This window comes from Streptomyces sp. NPDC050423, assembly GCF_040655445.1.
GTDB lineage: Bacteria > Actinomycetota > Actinomycetes > Streptomycetales > Streptomycetaceae > Streptomyces.
Window position 1 is genome coordinate 91,107 of record NZ_JBFAJY010000003.1, and the last position, 16,569, is coordinate 107,675.

14 protein-coding genes are annotated in these 16,569 nt (G+C 71.2%); 11 read left to right on the forward strand and 3 right to left on the reverse strand.

Translation table 11 applies throughout. The features are described 5' to 3' along the window. Positions 1 to 75: 75 nt before the first annotated feature. The 5 genes from AB0I52_RS03355 (at position 76) to AB0I52_RS03375 (ending at position 5,076) form a co-directional block, all read left to right on the forward strand. Positions 76 to 1,509, forward strand: coding sequence for a polysaccharide lyase 6 family protein (locus AB0I52_RS03355; protein ID WP_363068443.1), 1,434 nt, complete (start codon positions 76 to 78; stop codon positions 1,507 to 1,509). A gap of 32 nt (positions 1,510 to 1,541) precedes the next feature. Continuing rightward, the gene (locus AB0I52_RS03360) at positions 1,542 to 2,969 is read left to right on the forward strand and encodes a polysaccharide lyase 6 family protein (protein ID WP_363068445.1); all 1,428 of its coding nucleotides are present in this window, start codon (positions 1,542 to 1,544) and stop codon (positions 2,967 to 2,969) included. Positions 2,970 to 3,184: 215 nt separating this feature from the next. Beyond that, positions 3,185 to 3,913: a TIM barrel protein gene (locus tag AB0I52_RS03365; RefSeq protein ID WP_363068446.1), complete on the forward strand. Its 729-nt coding sequence runs from the start codon at positions 3,185 to 3,187 to the stop codon at positions 3,911 to 3,913. A 62-nt stretch (positions 3,914 to 3,975) separates the two neighbouring features. Next, on the forward strand, positions 3,976 to 4,623 hold the full coding sequence (locus tag AB0I52_RS03370) for an SGNH/GDSL hydrolase family protein (RefSeq protein ID WP_363068448.1): 648 nt from the start codon (positions 3,976 to 3,978) through the stop codon (positions 4,621 to 4,623). A gap of 90 nt (positions 4,624 to 4,713) precedes the next feature. Next, the gene (locus AB0I52_RS03375) at positions 4,714 to 5,076 is read left to right on the forward strand and encodes a cupin domain-containing protein (RefSeq protein WP_363068450.1); all 363 of its coding nucleotides are present in this window, start codon (positions 4,714 to 4,716) and stop codon (positions 5,074 to 5,076) included. 28 nt (positions 5,077 to 5,104) lie between these two features. Here the strand turns inward: AB0I52_RS03375 and AB0I52_RS03380 are convergent, their stop codons facing one another. Both AB0I52_RS03380 and AB0I52_RS03385 read right to left on the reverse strand, forming a co-directional pair. After that, entirely contained in the window at positions 5,105 to 6,403 is a 1,299-nt protein-coding gene (locus tag AB0I52_RS03380) for an MFS transporter (protein WP_363068452.1), read from the reverse strand. Between the two features lie 27 nt (positions 6,404 to 6,430). After that, positions 6,431 to 6,973 carry a methylated-DNA--[protein]-cysteine S-methyltransferase gene (locus tag AB0I52_RS03385; RefSeq protein ID WP_363068454.1) on the reverse strand — a complete coding sequence of 181 codons (543 nt, stop codon included), beginning with the start codon at positions 6,971 to 6,973 and terminating at the stop codon, positions 6,431 to 6,433. Between the two features lie 247 nt (positions 6,974 to 7,220). Here AB0I52_RS03385 and AB0I52_RS03390 point away from each other — a divergent pair, with 247 nt between their 5' ends. Next, positions 7,221 to 7,817, forward strand: a complete 597-nt coding sequence (locus tag AB0I52_RS03390) for a transposase (protein ID WP_363068456.1) — start codon at positions 7,221 to 7,223, stop codon at positions 7,815 to 7,817. 401 nt (positions 7,818 to 8,218) lie between these two features. Here the strand turns inward: AB0I52_RS03390 and AB0I52_RS03395 are convergent, their stop codons facing one another. Further along, positions 8,219 to 9,256, reverse strand: a complete 1,038-nt coding sequence (locus AB0I52_RS03395) for a glycerophosphodiester phosphodiesterase family protein (protein WP_363068458.1) — start codon at positions 9,254 to 9,256, stop codon at positions 8,219 to 8,221. A gap of 210 nt (positions 9,257 to 9,466) precedes the next feature. Here AB0I52_RS03395 and AB0I52_RS03400 point away from each other — a divergent pair, with 210 nt between their 5' ends. The 5 genes from AB0I52_RS03400 (at position 9,467) to AB0I52_RS03420 (ending at position 16,515) form a co-directional block, all read left to right on the forward strand. Beyond that, positions 9,467 to 10,342, forward strand: coding sequence for an MHYT domain-containing protein (locus AB0I52_RS03400; RefSeq protein WP_363068460.1), 876 nt, complete (start codon positions 9,467 to 9,469; stop codon positions 10,340 to 10,342). A gap of 38 nt (positions 10,343 to 10,380) precedes the next feature. Next, complete coding sequence (gene uvrB / locus AB0I52_RS03405) at positions 10,381 to 12,498, forward strand: excinuclease ABC subunit UvrB (protein ID WP_363068462.1); 2,118 nt, start codon at positions 10,381 to 10,383, stop codon at positions 12,496 to 12,498. Positions 12,499 to 12,628: 130 nt separating this feature from the next. Continuing rightward, the gene (locus AB0I52_RS03410; RefSeq protein ID WP_123469311.1) at positions 12,629 to 13,207 is read left to right on the forward strand and encodes a TerD family protein; all 579 of its coding nucleotides are present in this window, start codon (positions 12,629 to 12,631) and stop codon (positions 13,205 to 13,207) included. 121 nt (positions 13,208 to 13,328) lie between these two features. Continuing rightward, positions 13,329 to 15,254 (forward strand): TerD family protein, encoded by a 1,926-nt coding sequence (locus AB0I52_RS03415; protein WP_363068464.1) that lies wholly within the window; start codon positions 13,329 to 13,331, stop codon positions 15,252 to 15,254. Between the two features lie 259 nt (positions 15,255 to 15,513). Continuing rightward, a complete protein-coding gene (locus AB0I52_RS03420; RefSeq protein WP_363068466.1) occupies positions 15,514 to 16,515 on the forward strand; it encodes a TerC family protein in 1,002 nt (333 codons plus the stop codon). Positions 16,516 to 16,569: the final 54 nt, after the last annotated feature.

The window sequence follows — 16,569 nt, forward strand, 5'->3', positions numbered from 1 at the left end:
CGACAGCTGTTCCGGCCGTCGGCCGACCGGAAGCCGGAACAGGCTCCGTCCACCACACACACTCACGGAGGCACCATGCAACGCCGCACGTTCCTCACGAGCACCGCGGCAGGAGCGGCGCTGGCCGCCGTCCCCGTCGCCGCGGCGCCGGCCGCGAGCGCGGCCACGGTCCCGGCGGCCGTGCGCACACCGGCCGAGCTCCAGGCCGCGATCGACCGGGCGCGGCCCGGCGACCGGATCGTCGTCGCCGACGGAACCTACAGCGTCCCGCCGGACAGCCCCCTCACCATCCGGAACAAGCGGGGCACCGAGCGGGCACCCGTGACCATCGCCGCCCGGACCCCGGGCGGTGTCGTCCTGGAGGGCGAACACAGCTTCCTCCTGGAGGCGTCCAGCCACATCACCCTCAGCGGCTTCTCCTTCCGCCAGAGCAGCACCCTGGACATCCCCCCGGACTGCTCGCACATCAGGCTCACCCGCAACGACTTCCAACTGGCCGACATCGAGGGCCTGCACTGGCTGATGGTGCGCGCGGACGACAGCACCGTCGACCACAACCACTTCCACGGCAAGAGCACGCTCGGCATCTACCTCGGCATCGAGGGCGCGGGCACGGACGAGATGGCCCAGCGCGTCCACGTGTACCGCAACTACTTCTCCGACCACACCTTCGCCGGTTCCAACGGCGGCGAGCCGATCCGGCTCGGCGTCAGCCCCCGGGCACTGTCCGGAGCCCACGCGGTCGTGGAGTACAACCTGTTCGAGCGCGCCGACGGGGACCCCGAGGCGATCTCGGTGAAGAGCTCGGACAACACCATCCGGTACAACACCATCCGCGACAGCCTGGGCGGCATCGTCCTGCGGCACGGCAACCGCAACCGGGTCGAGGGCAACCACCTCGTCGACGGCCAGGAAGGCGTGCGGATCTACGGCAACGACCATGTGATCGTCAACAACTACCTCGCCGGCCTGTCGGGGCGCGCCCTGGTGATCGGCAGCGGTTCCGAGCGCGACCACCTGCCCGGCGAGACGCCCGAGTCGCGCCGCGGCAACGACGCCCCCGACCGGCTCCTCGTCGCGTACAACACCCTGGTCGACAACAACGGCACGCTCTCCGGCGAGAGCCAGCGCCCGCACGAGCCGCGGGACGTCACCGTCGCCGACAACCTGCTCGTCGCGGACACGGGCCGGCTTGTCGACATGGCGAACACCGTGCGCTTCACCTGGTCGGGCAACCTGCTGTGGGGCGCCGCCGCCGACGGCAACATCCCCGCCGGTGGCGGCACCCGCGTCGACCCGAGGCTGGAGAAGGACCCGCACGGCATCGCACGGCCGGCCGCCGACAGCCCGGCGATCGACGCGGGCACCCTCCGGTGGCCGCCCGTCACCCACGACATCGACGGGCAGCCGCGCGGCCGGGCCCGGGACGTGGGCGCGGACGAACACTCCCGCAGGACACCGAGGCGCGGACCCCTGACCCCGGCCGATGTCGGCCCCCTGGCCCGCTGAGCGCACCCGCCCACTTCGACGCAGGAGACACCATGCAACGACGCACGTTCCTCCGGAGCACAGCGGTGGCCGCACTCGCCGCCGTACCGCTCACCACCTCGCTGTCGGGGAGCGCGTCGGCGGCCGACATCCCGGTCGCCACCCTGGCCCAGCTCCAGAGCGCCATCAACAGCGCCGCGCCCGGTGACCGGATCGTCGTCGCCGACGGCACCTACACGGTCCCGTCGGGCAGCGCGATCAACATCACCGGCAAGAACGGCACCGCCGCCGCGCAGATCACCATCGTCTCGAAGAGCCGCGGCGGCGCCGTGCTGCGCGGCGAACGCGGCTTCGTGCTCAGCGGTTCGAGCAACATCACCATCAGCGGCTTCTCCTTCCGGCAGAGCACCACGATGGAGATCCCCGCGAACTGCTCGGCGATCCGGCTGACCCGCAACGACTTCCAGCTCGCGGACACCGGCGACCCGTACTGGCTCGTCGTGCGGGCGGACGACACGAAGATCGACCGGAACCACTTCCACGACAAGACCACCGCGGGCATCTTCATCGTCGTCGACGGCTCCGGACCGACCGCCATGGCCCAGAACCTGCACATCTTCCGCAACCACTTCTCCGACCACAGCTTCACCGGGGCCAACGGAGGCGAGCCCATCCGCCTCGGCGTCAGCAGCCGGGCACTGTCCGGCGCCCACGCGGTCGTGGAGTACAACCTGTTCGAGCGCTGTGACGGCGACCCCGAGGCCATCTCGGTGAAGTCCTCGGACAACACCATCCGGTACAACACCATCCGCGACAGCCGCGGCGGCATCGTGCTGCGCCACGGCAACCGCTCCGTGGTGGAGAGCAACCACCTGATCGGAGGCACGGACGGGGTACGCGTCTACGGCAACGACCACAGAATCGTCAACAACTACCTCAGCGGGCTGTCCGGGAGGGCCCTGGTGATCGGCAGCGGCACCACCCGCGACCACAACACCGGTGAGACGGAGGACGAGCGGCGGGGCAACGACGCCTGCGACCGCGCGGTGATCGTGCACAACTCCCTCATCAACAACACCGGCATGCTCTCGGGCGAGACCCGGACGTACGAGCCGCAGGACGTGACCGTCGCCGACAACCTGCTGGTCGGCGACTCGGGCAGCCTCGTCGCGATGGGAGCCACCTCCGGCTTCACCTGGCAGACCAACCTGCTGTGGGGCGCGGCCGGAGACGGCAACATCCCCTCCGGGGGCTTCACCCGGGCCGACCCGCTGCTCAGCCAGGGCACGGACGGTGTGCTGCGGCTGTCGTCGGGCAGCCCGGCGATCGGCGCCGCGACGCTGAGCAGCGCCGCCGTCGCCGATGACATCGACGGCGACCAGCGCGGCAGCGTACGGGACATCGGCGCCGACGAGTACGCGACGGCTCCCGTGCTCCGGCACCCCCTCACGGCGGCGGACGTGGGTCCGAACGCCGCCTGAGCGACCGCGGTGACGGGGCACCGCCCAGCCGGCCCGGTCCGCCCGCCCCGTCCGGGCGGACCGCACGAGAGCGCCCGAAGGCCCGACCGCAGGAAGGCAGTGTCATGACCGAGGAGAGCAGCCGGAACGCGGCGGGCCGTGCCCCGCTCCGACCCCCGGCCGGCCCGGAAGCGGGAAGGCTCAGGCCGGGCCTGTGCTCGGTCACCTTCCGCAGGATGCCCGCCGCCGAGGTCGCGCGCCGCGCCGCGGACGCGGGCCTGGAGGTGATCGAGTGGGGGGCGGACGTGCACGCGCCCCCGGGAGAGCCCGGCACCGTCGGCGCGGTCCGTGAGGCCACCGACCGGTACGGGCTGGCCTGTTGTTCGTACGGCTCGTACTTCCGCGCCACCCCGGGCGAACTGGCCGGGTTCCCTGCCGTCGCCCGCGCCGCGGTGCTTCTCGGGGCGCCGCGGATACGGGTGTGGGCGGGCGCGACCGGATCGCGGTCCGCCCTGCCCGATGAGCGGCACGAGACCGTGAGCTGTCTGCGGGAGGCGGCACGGATCGCCGCGGACCACGGGCTGCTGCTCGCCCCCGAGTTCCACGGGGGAACGCTCACCGACACCGTCGCCTCGACCGCCCGGCTGCTGGACGAGGTGGACGCGGACAACGTCCGCACGTACTGGCAGCCGCCGCTCGACACACCTCGTGAAGAGGCGCTGGCGGGGCTCGCGTCGCTCGCCGGCCGGGTCTGCGCCGTGCACGCGTTCTCGTGGTGGCCGGGCAACAACCGGCTGCCGCTGGCGGACCGTTCGGACCTGTGGGCGGCCGCCCTCGGCCTGTTGGACGGCCGGGGTGTCGAGGCGCTCCTGGAGTTCGTGCCGGGCGACGACCCCGCGGTGCTGGCGCGGGAGGCCGCGACACTGAGGGGATGCGCGGGCCGAACCTCCGCCGGCCGCCCGTAGCCGACCGAACTCCCGCAGGTCACCAGGGACGTTCCAGCGCCCCCGACGTCAGGACGGCAGACATGCACATCAAGAACGACGACACGCTTCTGTTCATCGGTGACTCCATCACCGACGCGGGCCGCGACCGTACGGATTCCGCGTCGCTCGGCACGGGTTACGTCCGCGAGATCGCGCGGACCCTGCGCGACCGCGCGGACCGTGGGCCCGGACCCCGCGTCATCAACAAGGGGATCAACGGCAACCGCGTGTACGACCTCGAAACCCGCTGGACCACCGATGTCATCGACCACCGGCCCACCGTGGTCACGGTCAAGATCGGCATCAACGACACCTGGCGGCGCTACGACCGGGGACTGCTCAGCCCGGTCGACGTGTTCGAGGCGTGCCTCGACCGGCTGCTCGCGGACACGGCGCGCGAGCTGTCCGCACGGCTCGTCGTCATCACCCCGTTCCTGCTCCCGGCCGGGCCGGACCAGGAGAGCTGGTTCGATGACCTGTCCCCCCGTACCGACGCCGTTCTGCGGGCGGCCCGGAACAACGGAGCCCAGGTGGTCCGCGCCGACCTCGTCGTGACCCGCGCGGCACGGGACCGGGAGCCGGCGGAGCTGGCCCCTGACGGCGTCCACCCGAGCCGTCTCGGGCACCGGCTGATCGCCGACGCCTGGCTCGCCGCGGTCGGCTCCGCCGCCCCGGGCCCGCGGAGGTAGCGCTGCCCTGGGCGAGACCGGGCCGGACGCTTCGCGGACTCGGCCGGGGCCCTGCCGGACGCTCCGGAGCGGTCGCTAGAGTGACCGCCCATGACCGCAATTGATCAAGTTCCCGCCTCTTTCGCCGTGCACATCCCGGACGCCGTGCTCGAACCGGAACCGCTCGATCCCGCACAGATCGTGTCGGGTGATCCGCAGGTCACCGGCAAGGTGCTGTGGGAGTCGGCCGACGGCAAGCAGCTGCGCGGGATCTGGCAGATCACGCCCGGAGTGGTCACGGACACCGAGGCCAACGAGCTGTTCGTGGTCGTCAGCGGGCGCGCGACCGTGGCGGTCGAGGGCGGCGCGACGCTGGAGATCGGACCGGGCGACGCCTGCGTGCTGCGCGAGGGCGACCGTACGACGTGGACCGTGCACGAGACGCTGCGCAAGGCCTACCACATCAGCCTCTGAAGCCCCTGAGGGGCGCGCCCCGCCCGGCTCAGGCCGGGGAGGGGCGGGTGAGGGACCGGCGCAGCGCCAGCGCGGCCATCGGCAGCAGCAGACACGCGCCGGTGAGGTTCAGCCAGCCGTAGCTCGCTTGGGAGACGATGACCCCGGCGACCGCGCCGCCGATGCCCGCCGACGCGTTCATGGTCAGGTCCGACAGGCCCTGCACGGCGGCGCGGGCGGGCTGCGGTACGGAGTCGGTGAGCAGCGCCGAACCGGCGACCAGCCCCGCGGACCAGCCGAGCCCGAGCACGAACAGGCCGGCCGCGGTCCTGCCGTGAGCGGCGCCCGCGGTCCCCGCCAGCAGCGCGGCCAGGGAGAGCAGCCCGACCGCCAGGCCGATGACCGTGAGCCGGCCGAAGCGGTCCGACAGCCAGCCCATCACCGGCGAGAACGCGTACATCCCCGCGATGTGGCCGCTGATCACCAGGCCGATCAGCTGGAGGTCCGCGCCGTGGTGGCCGAGGGCGACCGGGGTCATCACCATGATCGAGACCATCGCGGTGTGCGAGACGGTCACGGTCACCAGCGCCAGCCGGGCCATCGGCGAAGCCCGCACGGCTGCGATGCCCGCACGCAGCGAACGGCTCCCGGCCGACGCGTTCTCCTGCGGGGCCAGCGCGCGCGCCGTGAGCAGCGGGTCGGGCCGCAGCAGCGCCGCGACCACGAGTGCGGCGAGGAGGAAGATGCCGGCCGCCCAGACGAACGGCCCGGCCGTCTCGGACACGGCGGTGCCGCGGAAGACCCGGCCCGCCGGAGCCGCGATATTGGGCCCGAGCACCGAGCCGATGGTGGTGGCCCAGATGACGGTCGAGATCGCCCGGCCGCGCCGCTCGGGCTCGGCCAGATCCGCCGCGGCGAACCGTGCCTGCAGATTGGCGGAGGAGCCCGCGCCGAATGCGGCCATGCCGAGGAGCAGCAGGGGGAAGCTCTCCACCACGGTGGCCAGCACCACGAGGCCGGCGCCGAGCGCACCGATCAGATACGCCAGTACGAGGCCGGGGCGGCGGCCGCGCGAGGTCATCAGCGCGGCCAGCGGCAACGACAGCAGGGCGGTGCCGGTCACCGACGCGGTGGGCGCGAGGCCCGACAGCGCCTCGGAGCCGCTGACCTGTGTCGCCAGTACGGGGGCCAGGGTGATGCCGACGGGCACGCCGAGGCCGCCGAGTATCTGGCCGGCGACGAGGACACCTGTCGTCCTGCGCCGGAGCCCGGGGAGGTCGGCCGCGGTGACCCGCCCGGTGGAAGCGGGCTCGCCGGGGGTGTCGGATGCGTCGAGGGTGTTGGTCACCGACGCAGTGTGCCAGCGGTGGGGCGGTCAGAACAGCGGTGAGGGCAGCACGCCCTCCAGCGCCAGCAGCCGCCGCTTCGTCTCAAGCCCGCCGCCGAAGCCGCCGATCCCGCCGTCGCGCTCCACCACCCGGTGGCAGGGCACCACGACCGGCAGCGGATTGGACCCCATGGCCGCTCCGACCGCCTGGGCCGCCCCGGGCTGCCCGACCCGCTCGGCGAGCTCCCCGTAACCGGCGACAGCGCCGTACGGCACGCCCGCCGACAGCTCACGGAGCACCTGACGGTTGAAGCCGCTCGTCAGCGACCAGTCCAGATCGAGGGAGAAATCCCGCAGCGTGCCCGCGAAGTACGCCGCGAACTGGCGTATCGGCTCGGCCAGCCGGACGGAGCCGGGTGATTCGACCGGCTCCGCGCCGAGCCGGTCGCGCAACCGGGCCAGCGCCCTGTCCCGTACCGCCGGACGCGCGTGGAAGACCACGCTCACCAGCCCGGCGTCCGTCGCGGCCAGCAGCAGCGGGCCGATGTCGCTCTCCACGACGGCCCACTCGACAACCCCGTTGCTGTTCATGGCAACCACCGTACGGCCGGCCACTGACATTGATGCGCGTAAGCAGCTTCCGGTGGTCGTGGCTCAGCCACTGACTGACGCCCTGCTGGGCTGTCTTCGCGTTGTTCTGCCCGACCTCCGGGAGCTGCTTCCCAAGGCTTCGGCCGGGCGGATCATGACCTGACAGGAGCTCGGTCAGAAGCCCCTTCAATGTCCTGTCCGAGCCACCCGGCCGACGCCACCTCCAGTCAGGAAGGCGTTCACCAGCATGGCAGCAGCGGCCCGGGAAGGCATCGGAGTCACCACCCAGAACGTGTTCGCCGGCGTCGACTCCCATACCGACACCCTCCACATCGCTGTCATCAGCGACAACGGCGGCCACCTCGCCGACGCCGAGTTCACCACCACCACCGCCGGATACGCCGCCGCACTGGCGTTCATCCACGCCCACGGCCACGTGATGGCGATCGGTGTGGAAGGCACCTCCTCCTACGGGGCCGGCTTCACTCGTGCCGCCTGCTCAGCCGGACACCGGGTCATCGAGGCCAGCCGGCCGGACCGGGCCGAGCGCCGCCGGACCGGCAAGTCCGACCCCATCGACGCCTACACCGCGGCCCGCGCCGCACTGTCCGGACGGGCCTCCAGCGCACTGAAGAACGACACCGTCACCGGCATACACGCCCCGCACGACGCCGCCCGCTCCGCGGTGAAAGCCCGCACCGCCGCACTCAACCAGACCGGCAGCACCCTCATCACCGCCCCCGAAGCCATCCGCGGCAAGTACGGCCCGCTGAAATCAAGGACCGCGCCGATGCCCCGGCCCGGATACGGCCGACCGGAGACGCAGTCCACGTCGCGGTCCTGACCGCGCTCAAAACCCTCGCCCGACACGTCAAGGAGCTGACCGCCGAACACGAGGCCCTCACCCAGGCCATCGACACCGTCGTCACCGCCGACAACCCCGGCCTGCGAGCCGCCTACGGAGCCGGCCCCGACACCGCCGCGCACCTGCTGATCACAGCAGGCGGCAACCCCCAACGCTCCCGGGATCGCGGACCTACGTCCCCCGCGGCAGTCCAAGAACATCACGCTCACCGCCGCCGCACGACACCTCGGCGTGTGGCCGACCAGAATCTCCGACGTGAAACGCGGAATCCGCCGACTCGACAACCTCGCCCACGCATACCGCGACCGACTCCAGACCGCTTGACCACCAATAGGAGCATCAACGGTCGCCGGCCGGCCGCGACGGCGGTCCCGGGACGGTCAGCCGACGGCCTCACGCACCCCGACGGCCTTGCCTGCCCCGACGGCCTCACGCACCCCGGTGGCCGTGCGCACCACGTCCGGCGTGTTGGTGATGATGCCGTCCACGCCGTAGCCGGACACCTGGCGCGCGTGCGCCGCGTCGTTGACTGTCCACGTGTTGACCCGGAGCGTCTTGTGGTGCGGCCCCTTCAGCGCGTGCACCGCCGCCACGTAGTCGCCCGAAACCGAGGTGTACGCCGGGTTGATCTGGTCGGCGAACTCGGCGTACTCGGGCAGCTCGGCGACGGCCGGGGTGCCCAGGAAGCCCGTGACGACGTCCGGGCGCTGCTCGTGCACCTTGCGCACACTGTCCGCGCCGAAGCTCTGGATCACGAGGCGGTCGCGGACATGCCCGCTGTCGAGCCACCCCTCCTGGTTCAGCACTCGCAGGGTCGCCTGCTCGATCCCCGGGTAGATCTCGGGGCTCTTGATCTCCAGGAGCAGGTTCTGGCGGTTGTGCCCGATCCGGTCCAGGTACTGCCGGAGCGTGGGCACCCGGGTGCCGGCGTACTGCGGCCCGAACCAGCTGCCCGCGTCCAGCCGGGCGATCTCGGCCGCCGTGAAGTCCTTGACCGCCCACGGCGCGCGGTCCGGGAAGACCTTCTCGGCGTCGGTGGTCCGCTTCAGATCGGTGTCGTGGATGACGACGAGTACGCCGTCCTTGGTCAACTGGACGTCGTTCTCCACCCAGTCGAAGCCGAGCTCGTCGGCCTTGTCCACGGCCGCCAGGGTGTTCTCGGGGGCGTGGACCGACGCGCCCCGGTGGGCGATGACGAGCGGGCCGCCGGTCCGGGCCGGGGCGGGGTCGCCCGCCGTCCGGACCCCGGAACCGGTGGCCGCTGCCGTGCGCCGGGCGGTGGCGGCGTGGGTCCCCGCCACGGTGTGCCCGGCCGCGGTGGTGTCCGTGACCGGTGTGCCGGTGTTCGACAAGAGGAACGTGCCGGCGCCCAGCAGCGCGGCGGCAGCGACGGAGGCGGTTGCGGTGCCTGCGTACACGTGGACTCCTTGCGTCAGAGTTGCGGACGGCCCGAGGCTCGCAGCCGCCGCCGAACAAGGGACGGGCGAAGGATGGCCACGGTGTGAACGCACCCCGGGGACCGCGTCATGGGTTGGTGCCCCTGTCGATAAAATGCAGTTCTTCTGTTTGTTTGCCGGGCCTTGCGCCTTAGGGTCGTCCGCACCCGGGCTTCTGCGAAGGGCGTGTGTATGCAGGGCACAATCGACGGTTTCAGCTATGGGGCGGTGACCCCCGTCGCGGCGTTCCTCATGGCCTGCCTCGGCGCTGCGCTGGGGCTGCGCTGCACCACCCGGTCACTGCGCACGGAACGTTCCTTCAAGGCCGGCTGGCTGGCTCTCGGTGCGGCCTCCATAGGCTCGGGCATCTGGACGATGCACTTCATCGCGATGATGGGTTTCTCCGTCGAGGAGGTACCGATCGGCTACGACAAGCCGATCACGTTCGCCAGCCTCGCCGTCGCGATCGTCATGGTCGGTGTCGGGATCTTCCTCGTCGGGTACCGGGGCGCCACCCCGATGGCTCTGGTGACGGGCGGCACGATCACCGGGCTCGGCGTGGCCACCATGCATTACCTCGGCATGGCCGGGATGCGACTTGATGGGCGGTTCGAGTACGACACGATCACCGTGACGCTCTCCGTGGTCATCGCCGTGGTGGCCTCGACCGCCGCGCTCTGGGCCGCCGTCTCGATCCACGGCTTCCTGCCGAGCCTCGGTGCCGCCGTCGTGATGGGCGTCGCGGTCAGCGGAATGCACTACACGAGCATGGCCGCACTCCGGGTCCACCTGCACCCCGCCACGCTGACCGGCACCACCGCGGGCGACACCCCGACCGGCTTCCTCGTGCCCATGCTGATCGGCCCGGCCTGCTTCCTGCTGCTCGCCGGGATCGTCGTGATGTTCGACCCCCTGGTCGTCATGGGCACCCCGGACTGGGGCGACGCCGCGGCCGGACGGGCCCTCGGCATCCCCGCCCAGCGCCAGGTCCCCCGGTTCGGCACGCACGCCGACCCGGCGTCCTTCCACTCGCAGTGGCGCGACCCCGTGCGGCACGACGATCGCTGACCCGCCCCGTTGTCAGTGGGGGGTCGTACGGTGGATGCATGCGGCCCGTTTCGAAGATCGAACGTTCGGTGGCGCCTTTCGAGGTCGTCAGTCCCTACCAGCCCAGCGGCGACCAGCCGACGGCCATCGCCGAGCTGGAGCGGCGCGTCAGGGCAGGTGAGAAGGATGTCGTGCTCCTCGGCGCGACCGGCACCGGAAAGTCGGCGACCACCGCCTGGATGATCGAGAAGCTGCAGCGCCCCACCCTGGTGATGGCGCCGAACAAGACCCTCGCCGCCCAGCTGGCCAACGAGTTCCGCGAGCTCCTGCCCAACAACGCCGTCGAGTACTTCGTCTCGTACTACGACTACTACCAGCCCGAGGCGTACGTCCCGCAGTCGGACACCTACATCGAGAAGGACTCCTCGATCAACGAGGAGGTCGAGCGGCTGCGCCACTCCGCGACGAACTCCCTGCTCACCCGACGTGACGTCATCGTGGTCGCCTCCGTCTCCTGCATCTACGGCCTCGGTACCCCGCAGGAGTACGTCGACCGGATGGTCCAGCTCAAGGTGGGCGACGAGATCGACCGCGACCAGCTGCTGCGCCGCTTCGTCGAGATCCAGTACAGCCGCAACGACCTGGCGTTCGCCCGCGGCACCTTCCGGGTGCGTGGCGACACCATCGAGATCTTCCCGGTCTACGAGGAGCTCGCCGTCCGCATCGAGATGTTCGGCGACGAGATCGAGGCGCTCTCCACCCTCCACCCGCTCACCGGCGAGGTCATCAGCGAGGACGAGTCCCTCCACGTCTTCCCCGCCAGCCACTACGTGGCGGGACCGGAGCGCCTGGAGAAGGCGGTCGGCGGCATCGAGAAGGAGCTGGAGCAGCGGCTGGCCGAGCTGGACAAGCAGGGCAAGATGCTGGAGGCCCAGCGGCTGCGGATGCGCACCACGTACGACATCGAGATGCTGCGCCAGATCGGCACCTGCTCAGGTGTCGAGAACTACTCGATGCACTTCGACGACCGCACCCCGGGCACCGCGCCCAACACCCTCCTCGACTACTTCCCCGAGGACTTCCTCCTCGTGCTCGACGAGTCGCATGTCACCGTGCCGCAGATCGGCGCGATGTACGAGGGTGACGCCTCCCGCAAGCGGACCCTCGTCGACCACGGCTTCCGGCTGCCGTCCGCCCTGGACAACCGCCCGCTGAAGTGGGAGGAGTTCCTCGGCCGGATCAACCAGACGGTCTACCTCTCCGCCACCCCCGGCAAGTACGAGCTCTCCCGGGGCGACGGCTTCGTGGAGCAGATCATCCGCCCCACCGGCCTCGTCGACCCGGAGATCGTCGTCAAGCCCACCGAGGGCCAGATCGACGACCTGGTGCACGAGATCCGCAAGCGCACCGAGAAGGACGAGCGGGTCCTGGTCACCACCCTCACCAAGAAGATGTCGGAGGACCTCACCGACTACTTCCTGGAGCTCGGCATCCAGGTCCGCTACCTGCACAGCGACGTCGACACCCTGCGCCGCATCGAGCTGCTGCGCGAACTGCGCTCCGGTGAGTACGACGTCCTGGTCGGCATCAACCTCCTGCGCGAGGGCCTCGACCTGCCCGAGGTGTCGCTCGTGGCGATCCTCGACGCCGACAAGCAGGGCTTCCTGCGCTCGGGCACCTCACTGATCCAGACCATCGGCCGCGCGGCTCGTAACGTCTCCGGGCAGGTCCATATGTACGCGGACAAGATCACCCCGGCGATGGCGCAGGCCATCGACGAGACCAACCGGCGCCGCGAGAAGCAGATCGCCTACAACACCGAGCGCGGACTCGACCCGCAGCCGCTGCGCAAGAAGATCAACGACATCGTCGCGACGATCGCCCGCGAGGAGGTCGACACCGAGCAGCTCCTCGGCACCGGCTACCGCCAGACGAAGGGCGCCAAGGCGCCCGTGCCCACGCTGGGCGTCAAGGCCGGTTCCGCGAAGGCCAAGAGGGACGGGGCGGTGGTCACCGACCGCCCGGCCACCGAGCTCGCCGGGATCATCGAGGAGATGACGGACCGGATGCGCGCGGCCGCCGCGGATCTGCAGTTCGAGGTGGCCGCCCGACTGCGGGACGAGGTAGGGGAGTTGAAGAAGGAGTTGCGCCAGATGCGGGAGGCCGGCCTGGCCTGACCCCGCGGGGCGGGGTGTGTTGCAGGAACGACACAAAACGGCCCGCACCCGATGCGCCGGTGGCGCGACTGCGTAGGGTGCTGGAAACCGCGCAAGGACGGTTTGCGGGGAAGCGGAGAGGGGACAGCGCGTGACGGTCAACATGACCAAGGGCCAGGCCATCAGCCTGCAGAAGAGCGACGGGGGGACCCTGACCGCGGTACGGATGGGACTCGGCTGGCAGGCGGCGCCGCGTCGCGGGCTGTTCGGTTCGCGCACCCGGGAGATCGACCTGGACGCCTCGGCGGTCCTGTTCGCCGACAAGCAGCCGGTCGACGTCGTCTTCTTCCGGCACCTCGTCAGCGACGACGGCTCCGTCAAGCACACCGGGGACAACCTGGTCGGCGGCGCGGGCTCGGGCGGCGACGACGAGGCGATCCTGGTCGACCTCCAGCGGGTGCCGGTCCACATCGACCAGATCGTCTTCACGGTGAACTCCTTCACCGGCCAGACGTTCCAGGAGGTCCAGAACGCCTTCTGCCGCATCGTCGACGAGACCAACGGCCAGGAGCTGGCCCGCTACACGCTGGACGGCGGCGGGCAGTACACCGCCCAGATCATGGCGAAGGTGCACCGCGCGGGGAACGGCTGGCAGATGACCGCCATCGGCACCCCGGCCAACGGCCGCACCTTCCAGGACCTCATGCCGGCGATCCTGCCGCACCTGTAGGCAGGGCCGGACCAGCCGGTCCGTATTCGTAACCGCAGCTCCCGGAGGCATCGGCCGCCGGGAGCTGCACCGCATCGCGGCACCGTGCCGCGCGGTGGCAACTCGTCGAGGGGACAGGGCAATGACGGCCGAGCTGGTCCGGGGGCAGAACCACACCTTGCCCCAGACGCGTCTGGAGATCCGGATTTCGGCAGGGGCGCCCGTCGTGGCCGGGGCCACGCTCGGCGACGAGCACGGCACCGTGCACGGCGTCGAGCGGATCGCCCACCCCGGCTCGCCGCACCTGCCGGGGCTCGAAGTGTCCAGGCAGGCGGCGGCCGACCACCGCCTCGCCGTCGACCTCGACGCCCTGCCCGACGGGGTGCACCGGGTCACCGTGCTGCTCGCCCTGCCGCTGGAGGCGGGCGGCCCGACCCGGTTCGGAGCCGTGGCCGCGCCCTTCGTCGCCGTCACCGGACTCGAAGGCACCGAGATCGCCACCTTCACGCTGACCGGCCTGGACACCGAGTCCGCGGTCGCCGCCCTGGAGCTCTACCGCCGTCAGGGCGGCTGGAAGGTCCGTGCGGTCGGCCAGGGCTATGCGGGGGGTCTCGCCGCGATGCTCGCGGATCAGGGCGTGGACCGGGCGGCCGAACTGGCCGGTTCGATCCAGGAGGCGGTCGCCCGCGGCCTGGCCCGCTCCGTGTCACCGCCCCCGCCCCGCAGCCCGGAGGGCGACCGGGTACGGCACGCGGAGGGCCCCGCACCCGCCCCGGACGGCGGGCAGCCCCCTGTCCGGCCCCCGGCCGCCCCGCAGCCCGAGCCCCCGGCCGCCGTCCCGTCCGGCCCCATCGACTACGCGCACCCGCGCCGCCAGTCGGCCGCGCCCCCGCCGCCCCCTCCCGCCGCGCCGCCCGCCGGGCCCGGAGAGCCGGCGCGGCCCGTTGCCGGGGACGCGACCGGATGGTCCATGGACGAGCGCCTCTACAACCAGATCTGGGGGATGTTCGAGGACCTGGCCAGGGCCACCGCCGCGTACCGCAGCGCCGTCGACTTCGCCGAGTCCCGGATGGACCAGGAGCTGGAGCGCACCCTGTCCGACCCGCGCAGCCGGATAGGCGGTGCGGGCGACCTGGCCCGTGAGCAGGCCCGCGCCAAACGCGACGAGCTGACCGGCCGGGCCCGCGAGGCGCTGGACCGCGACCTCGCCCAGCTGGCCGCCGAGTCCGCCGTGGTGGAACCCGCGCTCCCCGCCCCCTACGCGGGCTGGGACAACCCCGTCTGGCACGCCTACCGGGTTCCGATGGAGATCCCGATGGCGCTGCGGATCGGTGATCTGCACCTGCCGGAGAGCGCCGCCCTGCGCATCCCGCTGCTCGTACGGCTGCCGCTGGAGCGCGGGATCTGGATCGACAGCGGGCGCCCGGCCTCCGAGGCCGCCGCCCTGACGGACAGCGACCAGTTGCACCGGCTGGCCATGGAGAGCGCGGTCCTGCACGCGGCCCGGCTGCTCGCCGTCTACCCGGCGGGCGAGTTCTCGGTCCACGTCATCGACCCGGCGGGCTCCGCCGCGGCCGCGCTCGCCCCGCTGGTCCGCTCCGGGGTGCTCGCGGGCCCGCCCGCTTCCGGTCCCGGGGGAGTGTCCTCGGTCCTCGCCCAGCTCACCCGGCGGGTCGATCTGGTGCAGATGGCGGTCCGGGCCGGCGCCGCGGATTCGCTGCCGCCCGATCTGGACCCGGCCGAGCAGCTGCTGATCGTCAACGACTTCCCGCACGGCTTCGACGACCGGGCCGTCACCCAGCTGCGCTACCTCGCGGACGAGGGACCGTCCGTCGGCGTCCATCTCCTGATGGTCGCGGACCGGCAGGACGCCGCCGGGTTCGGGCCGGTGCTCGATCCGCTGTGGCGCTCGCTGCTCCGGATCACCCCGGTCGCCGACAACCATCTGGCCGACCCCTGGGTGGGTCACGCCTGGACGTACGAGCCGCTGCGCACGCCTCCCGGCAGCAGCGTTCTCGAGCTGGTGCTCGCCCGCGTGGCGGCCGCCCGCCGCACGGGACCCCGCTGACCTGTCTCGTCCCCGTCCACCCACCACTGCTCTGACCTGGGCTTTTGGGGTCTATTTGGTCTCCTCTTTACCTTCTCTTGGTGATTCCTGTACTGTTTCTTGAGCGGAGGGGAGTACTCCCGATCGCGGCGTTCCCGTCAGTACGGACTGTGACCGGTCCCGGGGCGCCGGCCAGGCGCGCAGCCCGCGCGCCCAGGTGGAAGAGACCTCCGGCAGCGACGACGCTGATCAGTAGCCGTAGCGAACTGCCGGAGGCGCAGTGGACGTTTCATGGACCCTCTGGGCGCTGACCATTCTTGGTCTGAGCGCCCTCATCGCCGTCGACTTCTTCATCGGGCGCAAGCCCCATGACGTGTCGACGAAGGAAGCCGGAATCTGGACGGTCGTCTGGATCGCGCTGGCCGCCCTCTTCGGGCTCGGCCTGCTCGTCTTCGGCGAGACTCAGGCCTCGGGCGAGTTCTTCGCCGGCTTCATCACCGAGAAATCGCTGAGTGTCGACAACCTCTTCGTCTTCGTGCTGATCATGGCGAAGTTCTCCGTGCCCTCCCACCTCCAGCAGCGGGTGCTGCTCTTCGGTGTACTGATCGCACTGGTGCTGCGGGCGGTCTTCATCGCCGCGGGCGCCGCGGTCATCGCCAACTTCTCGTGGGTCTTCTACATCTTCGGCGCGTTCCTGATCTTCACCGCCTGGAAGCTCATCCAGGAGGCGCGGGCCGACGAGGAGGAAGAGGAGTTCGAGGAGAACCGGCTCCTGAAGACGATCGAGCGCCGCTTCGGTGTCGCCGACAGGTACCACGGCACCAAGCTCTTCATCCGCAACAACGGCAAGCGCGTCCTGACGCCCCTGATGGTCGTCATGCTCGCCATCGGCACCACCGATGTGCTCTTCGCGCTGGACTCGATCCCGGCGATCTTCGGGCTGACCCAGGACCCGTACATCGTCTTCACCGCCAACGCCTTCGCCCTGATGGGGCTGCGGCAGCTGTACTTCCTGATCGGCGGTCTGCTGAAGAAGCTGGTCCACCTCAGCTACGGGCTCTCGGTCATCCTCGGGTTCATCGGCGTCAAGCTGGTGCTGCACGCCCTGCATGAGTCCGGAGTGCACGTCCCCGAGATCTCCATCCCGGTCTCGCTCGGTGTCATCTGCGGCGTGCTGGTGATCACCACGATCACCAGCCTCCTCGCCAACAAGAAGACGGCCGAGGCGGAGGCACGGAAGGCCGAGGGCAGCGCGGACAAGGACGCCGGAATCAACGCCTGAACCGGCCGTCAGGCCCGGTGACGCCTGCGGTGCGACCCCGGTGACGTCCGCTGC

Bases quoted from the DNA above. Each gene is read 5' to 3' on its own strand.
- AB0I52_RS03385 (WP_363068454.1), bottom strand. From the start codon at position 6,973: ATGAACAGCAACGGGGTTGTCGAGTGGGCCGTCGTGGAGAGCGACATC.
- AB0I52_RS03400 (WP_363068460.1), top strand. From the start codon at position 9,467: ATGCAGGGCACAATCGACGGTTTCAGCTATGGGGCGGTGACCCCCGTC.
- AB0I52_RS03360 (WP_363068445.1), top strand. From the start codon at position 1,542: ATGCAACGACGCACGTTCCTCCGGAGCACAGCGGTGGCCGCACTCGCC.
- AB0I52_RS03415 (WP_363068464.1), top strand. From the start codon at position 13,329: ATGACGGCCGAGCTGGTCCGGGGGCAGAACCACACCTTGCCCCAGACG.
- AB0I52_RS03370 (WP_363068448.1), top strand. From the start codon at position 3,976: ATGCACATCAAGAACGACGACACGCTTCTGTTCATCGGTGACTCCATC.
- uvrB (WP_363068462.1), top strand. From the start codon at position 10,381: ATGCGGCCCGTTTCGAAGATCGAACGTTCGGTGGCGCCTTTCGAGGTC.
- AB0I52_RS03355 (WP_363068443.1), top strand. From the start codon at position 76: ATGCAACGCCGCACGTTCCTCACGAGCACCGCGGCAGGAGCGGCGCTG.
- AB0I52_RS03365 (WP_363068446.1), top strand. From the start codon at position 3,185: ATGCCCGCCGCCGAGGTCGCGCGCCGCGCCGCGGACGCGGGCCTGGAG.
- AB0I52_RS03375 (WP_363068450.1), top strand. From the start codon at position 4,714: ATGACCGCAATTGATCAAGTTCCCGCCTCTTTCGCCGTGCACATCCCG.
- AB0I52_RS03390 (WP_363068456.1), top strand. From the start codon at position 7,221: ATGGCAGCAGCGGCCCGGGAAGGCATCGGAGTCACCACCCAGAACGTG.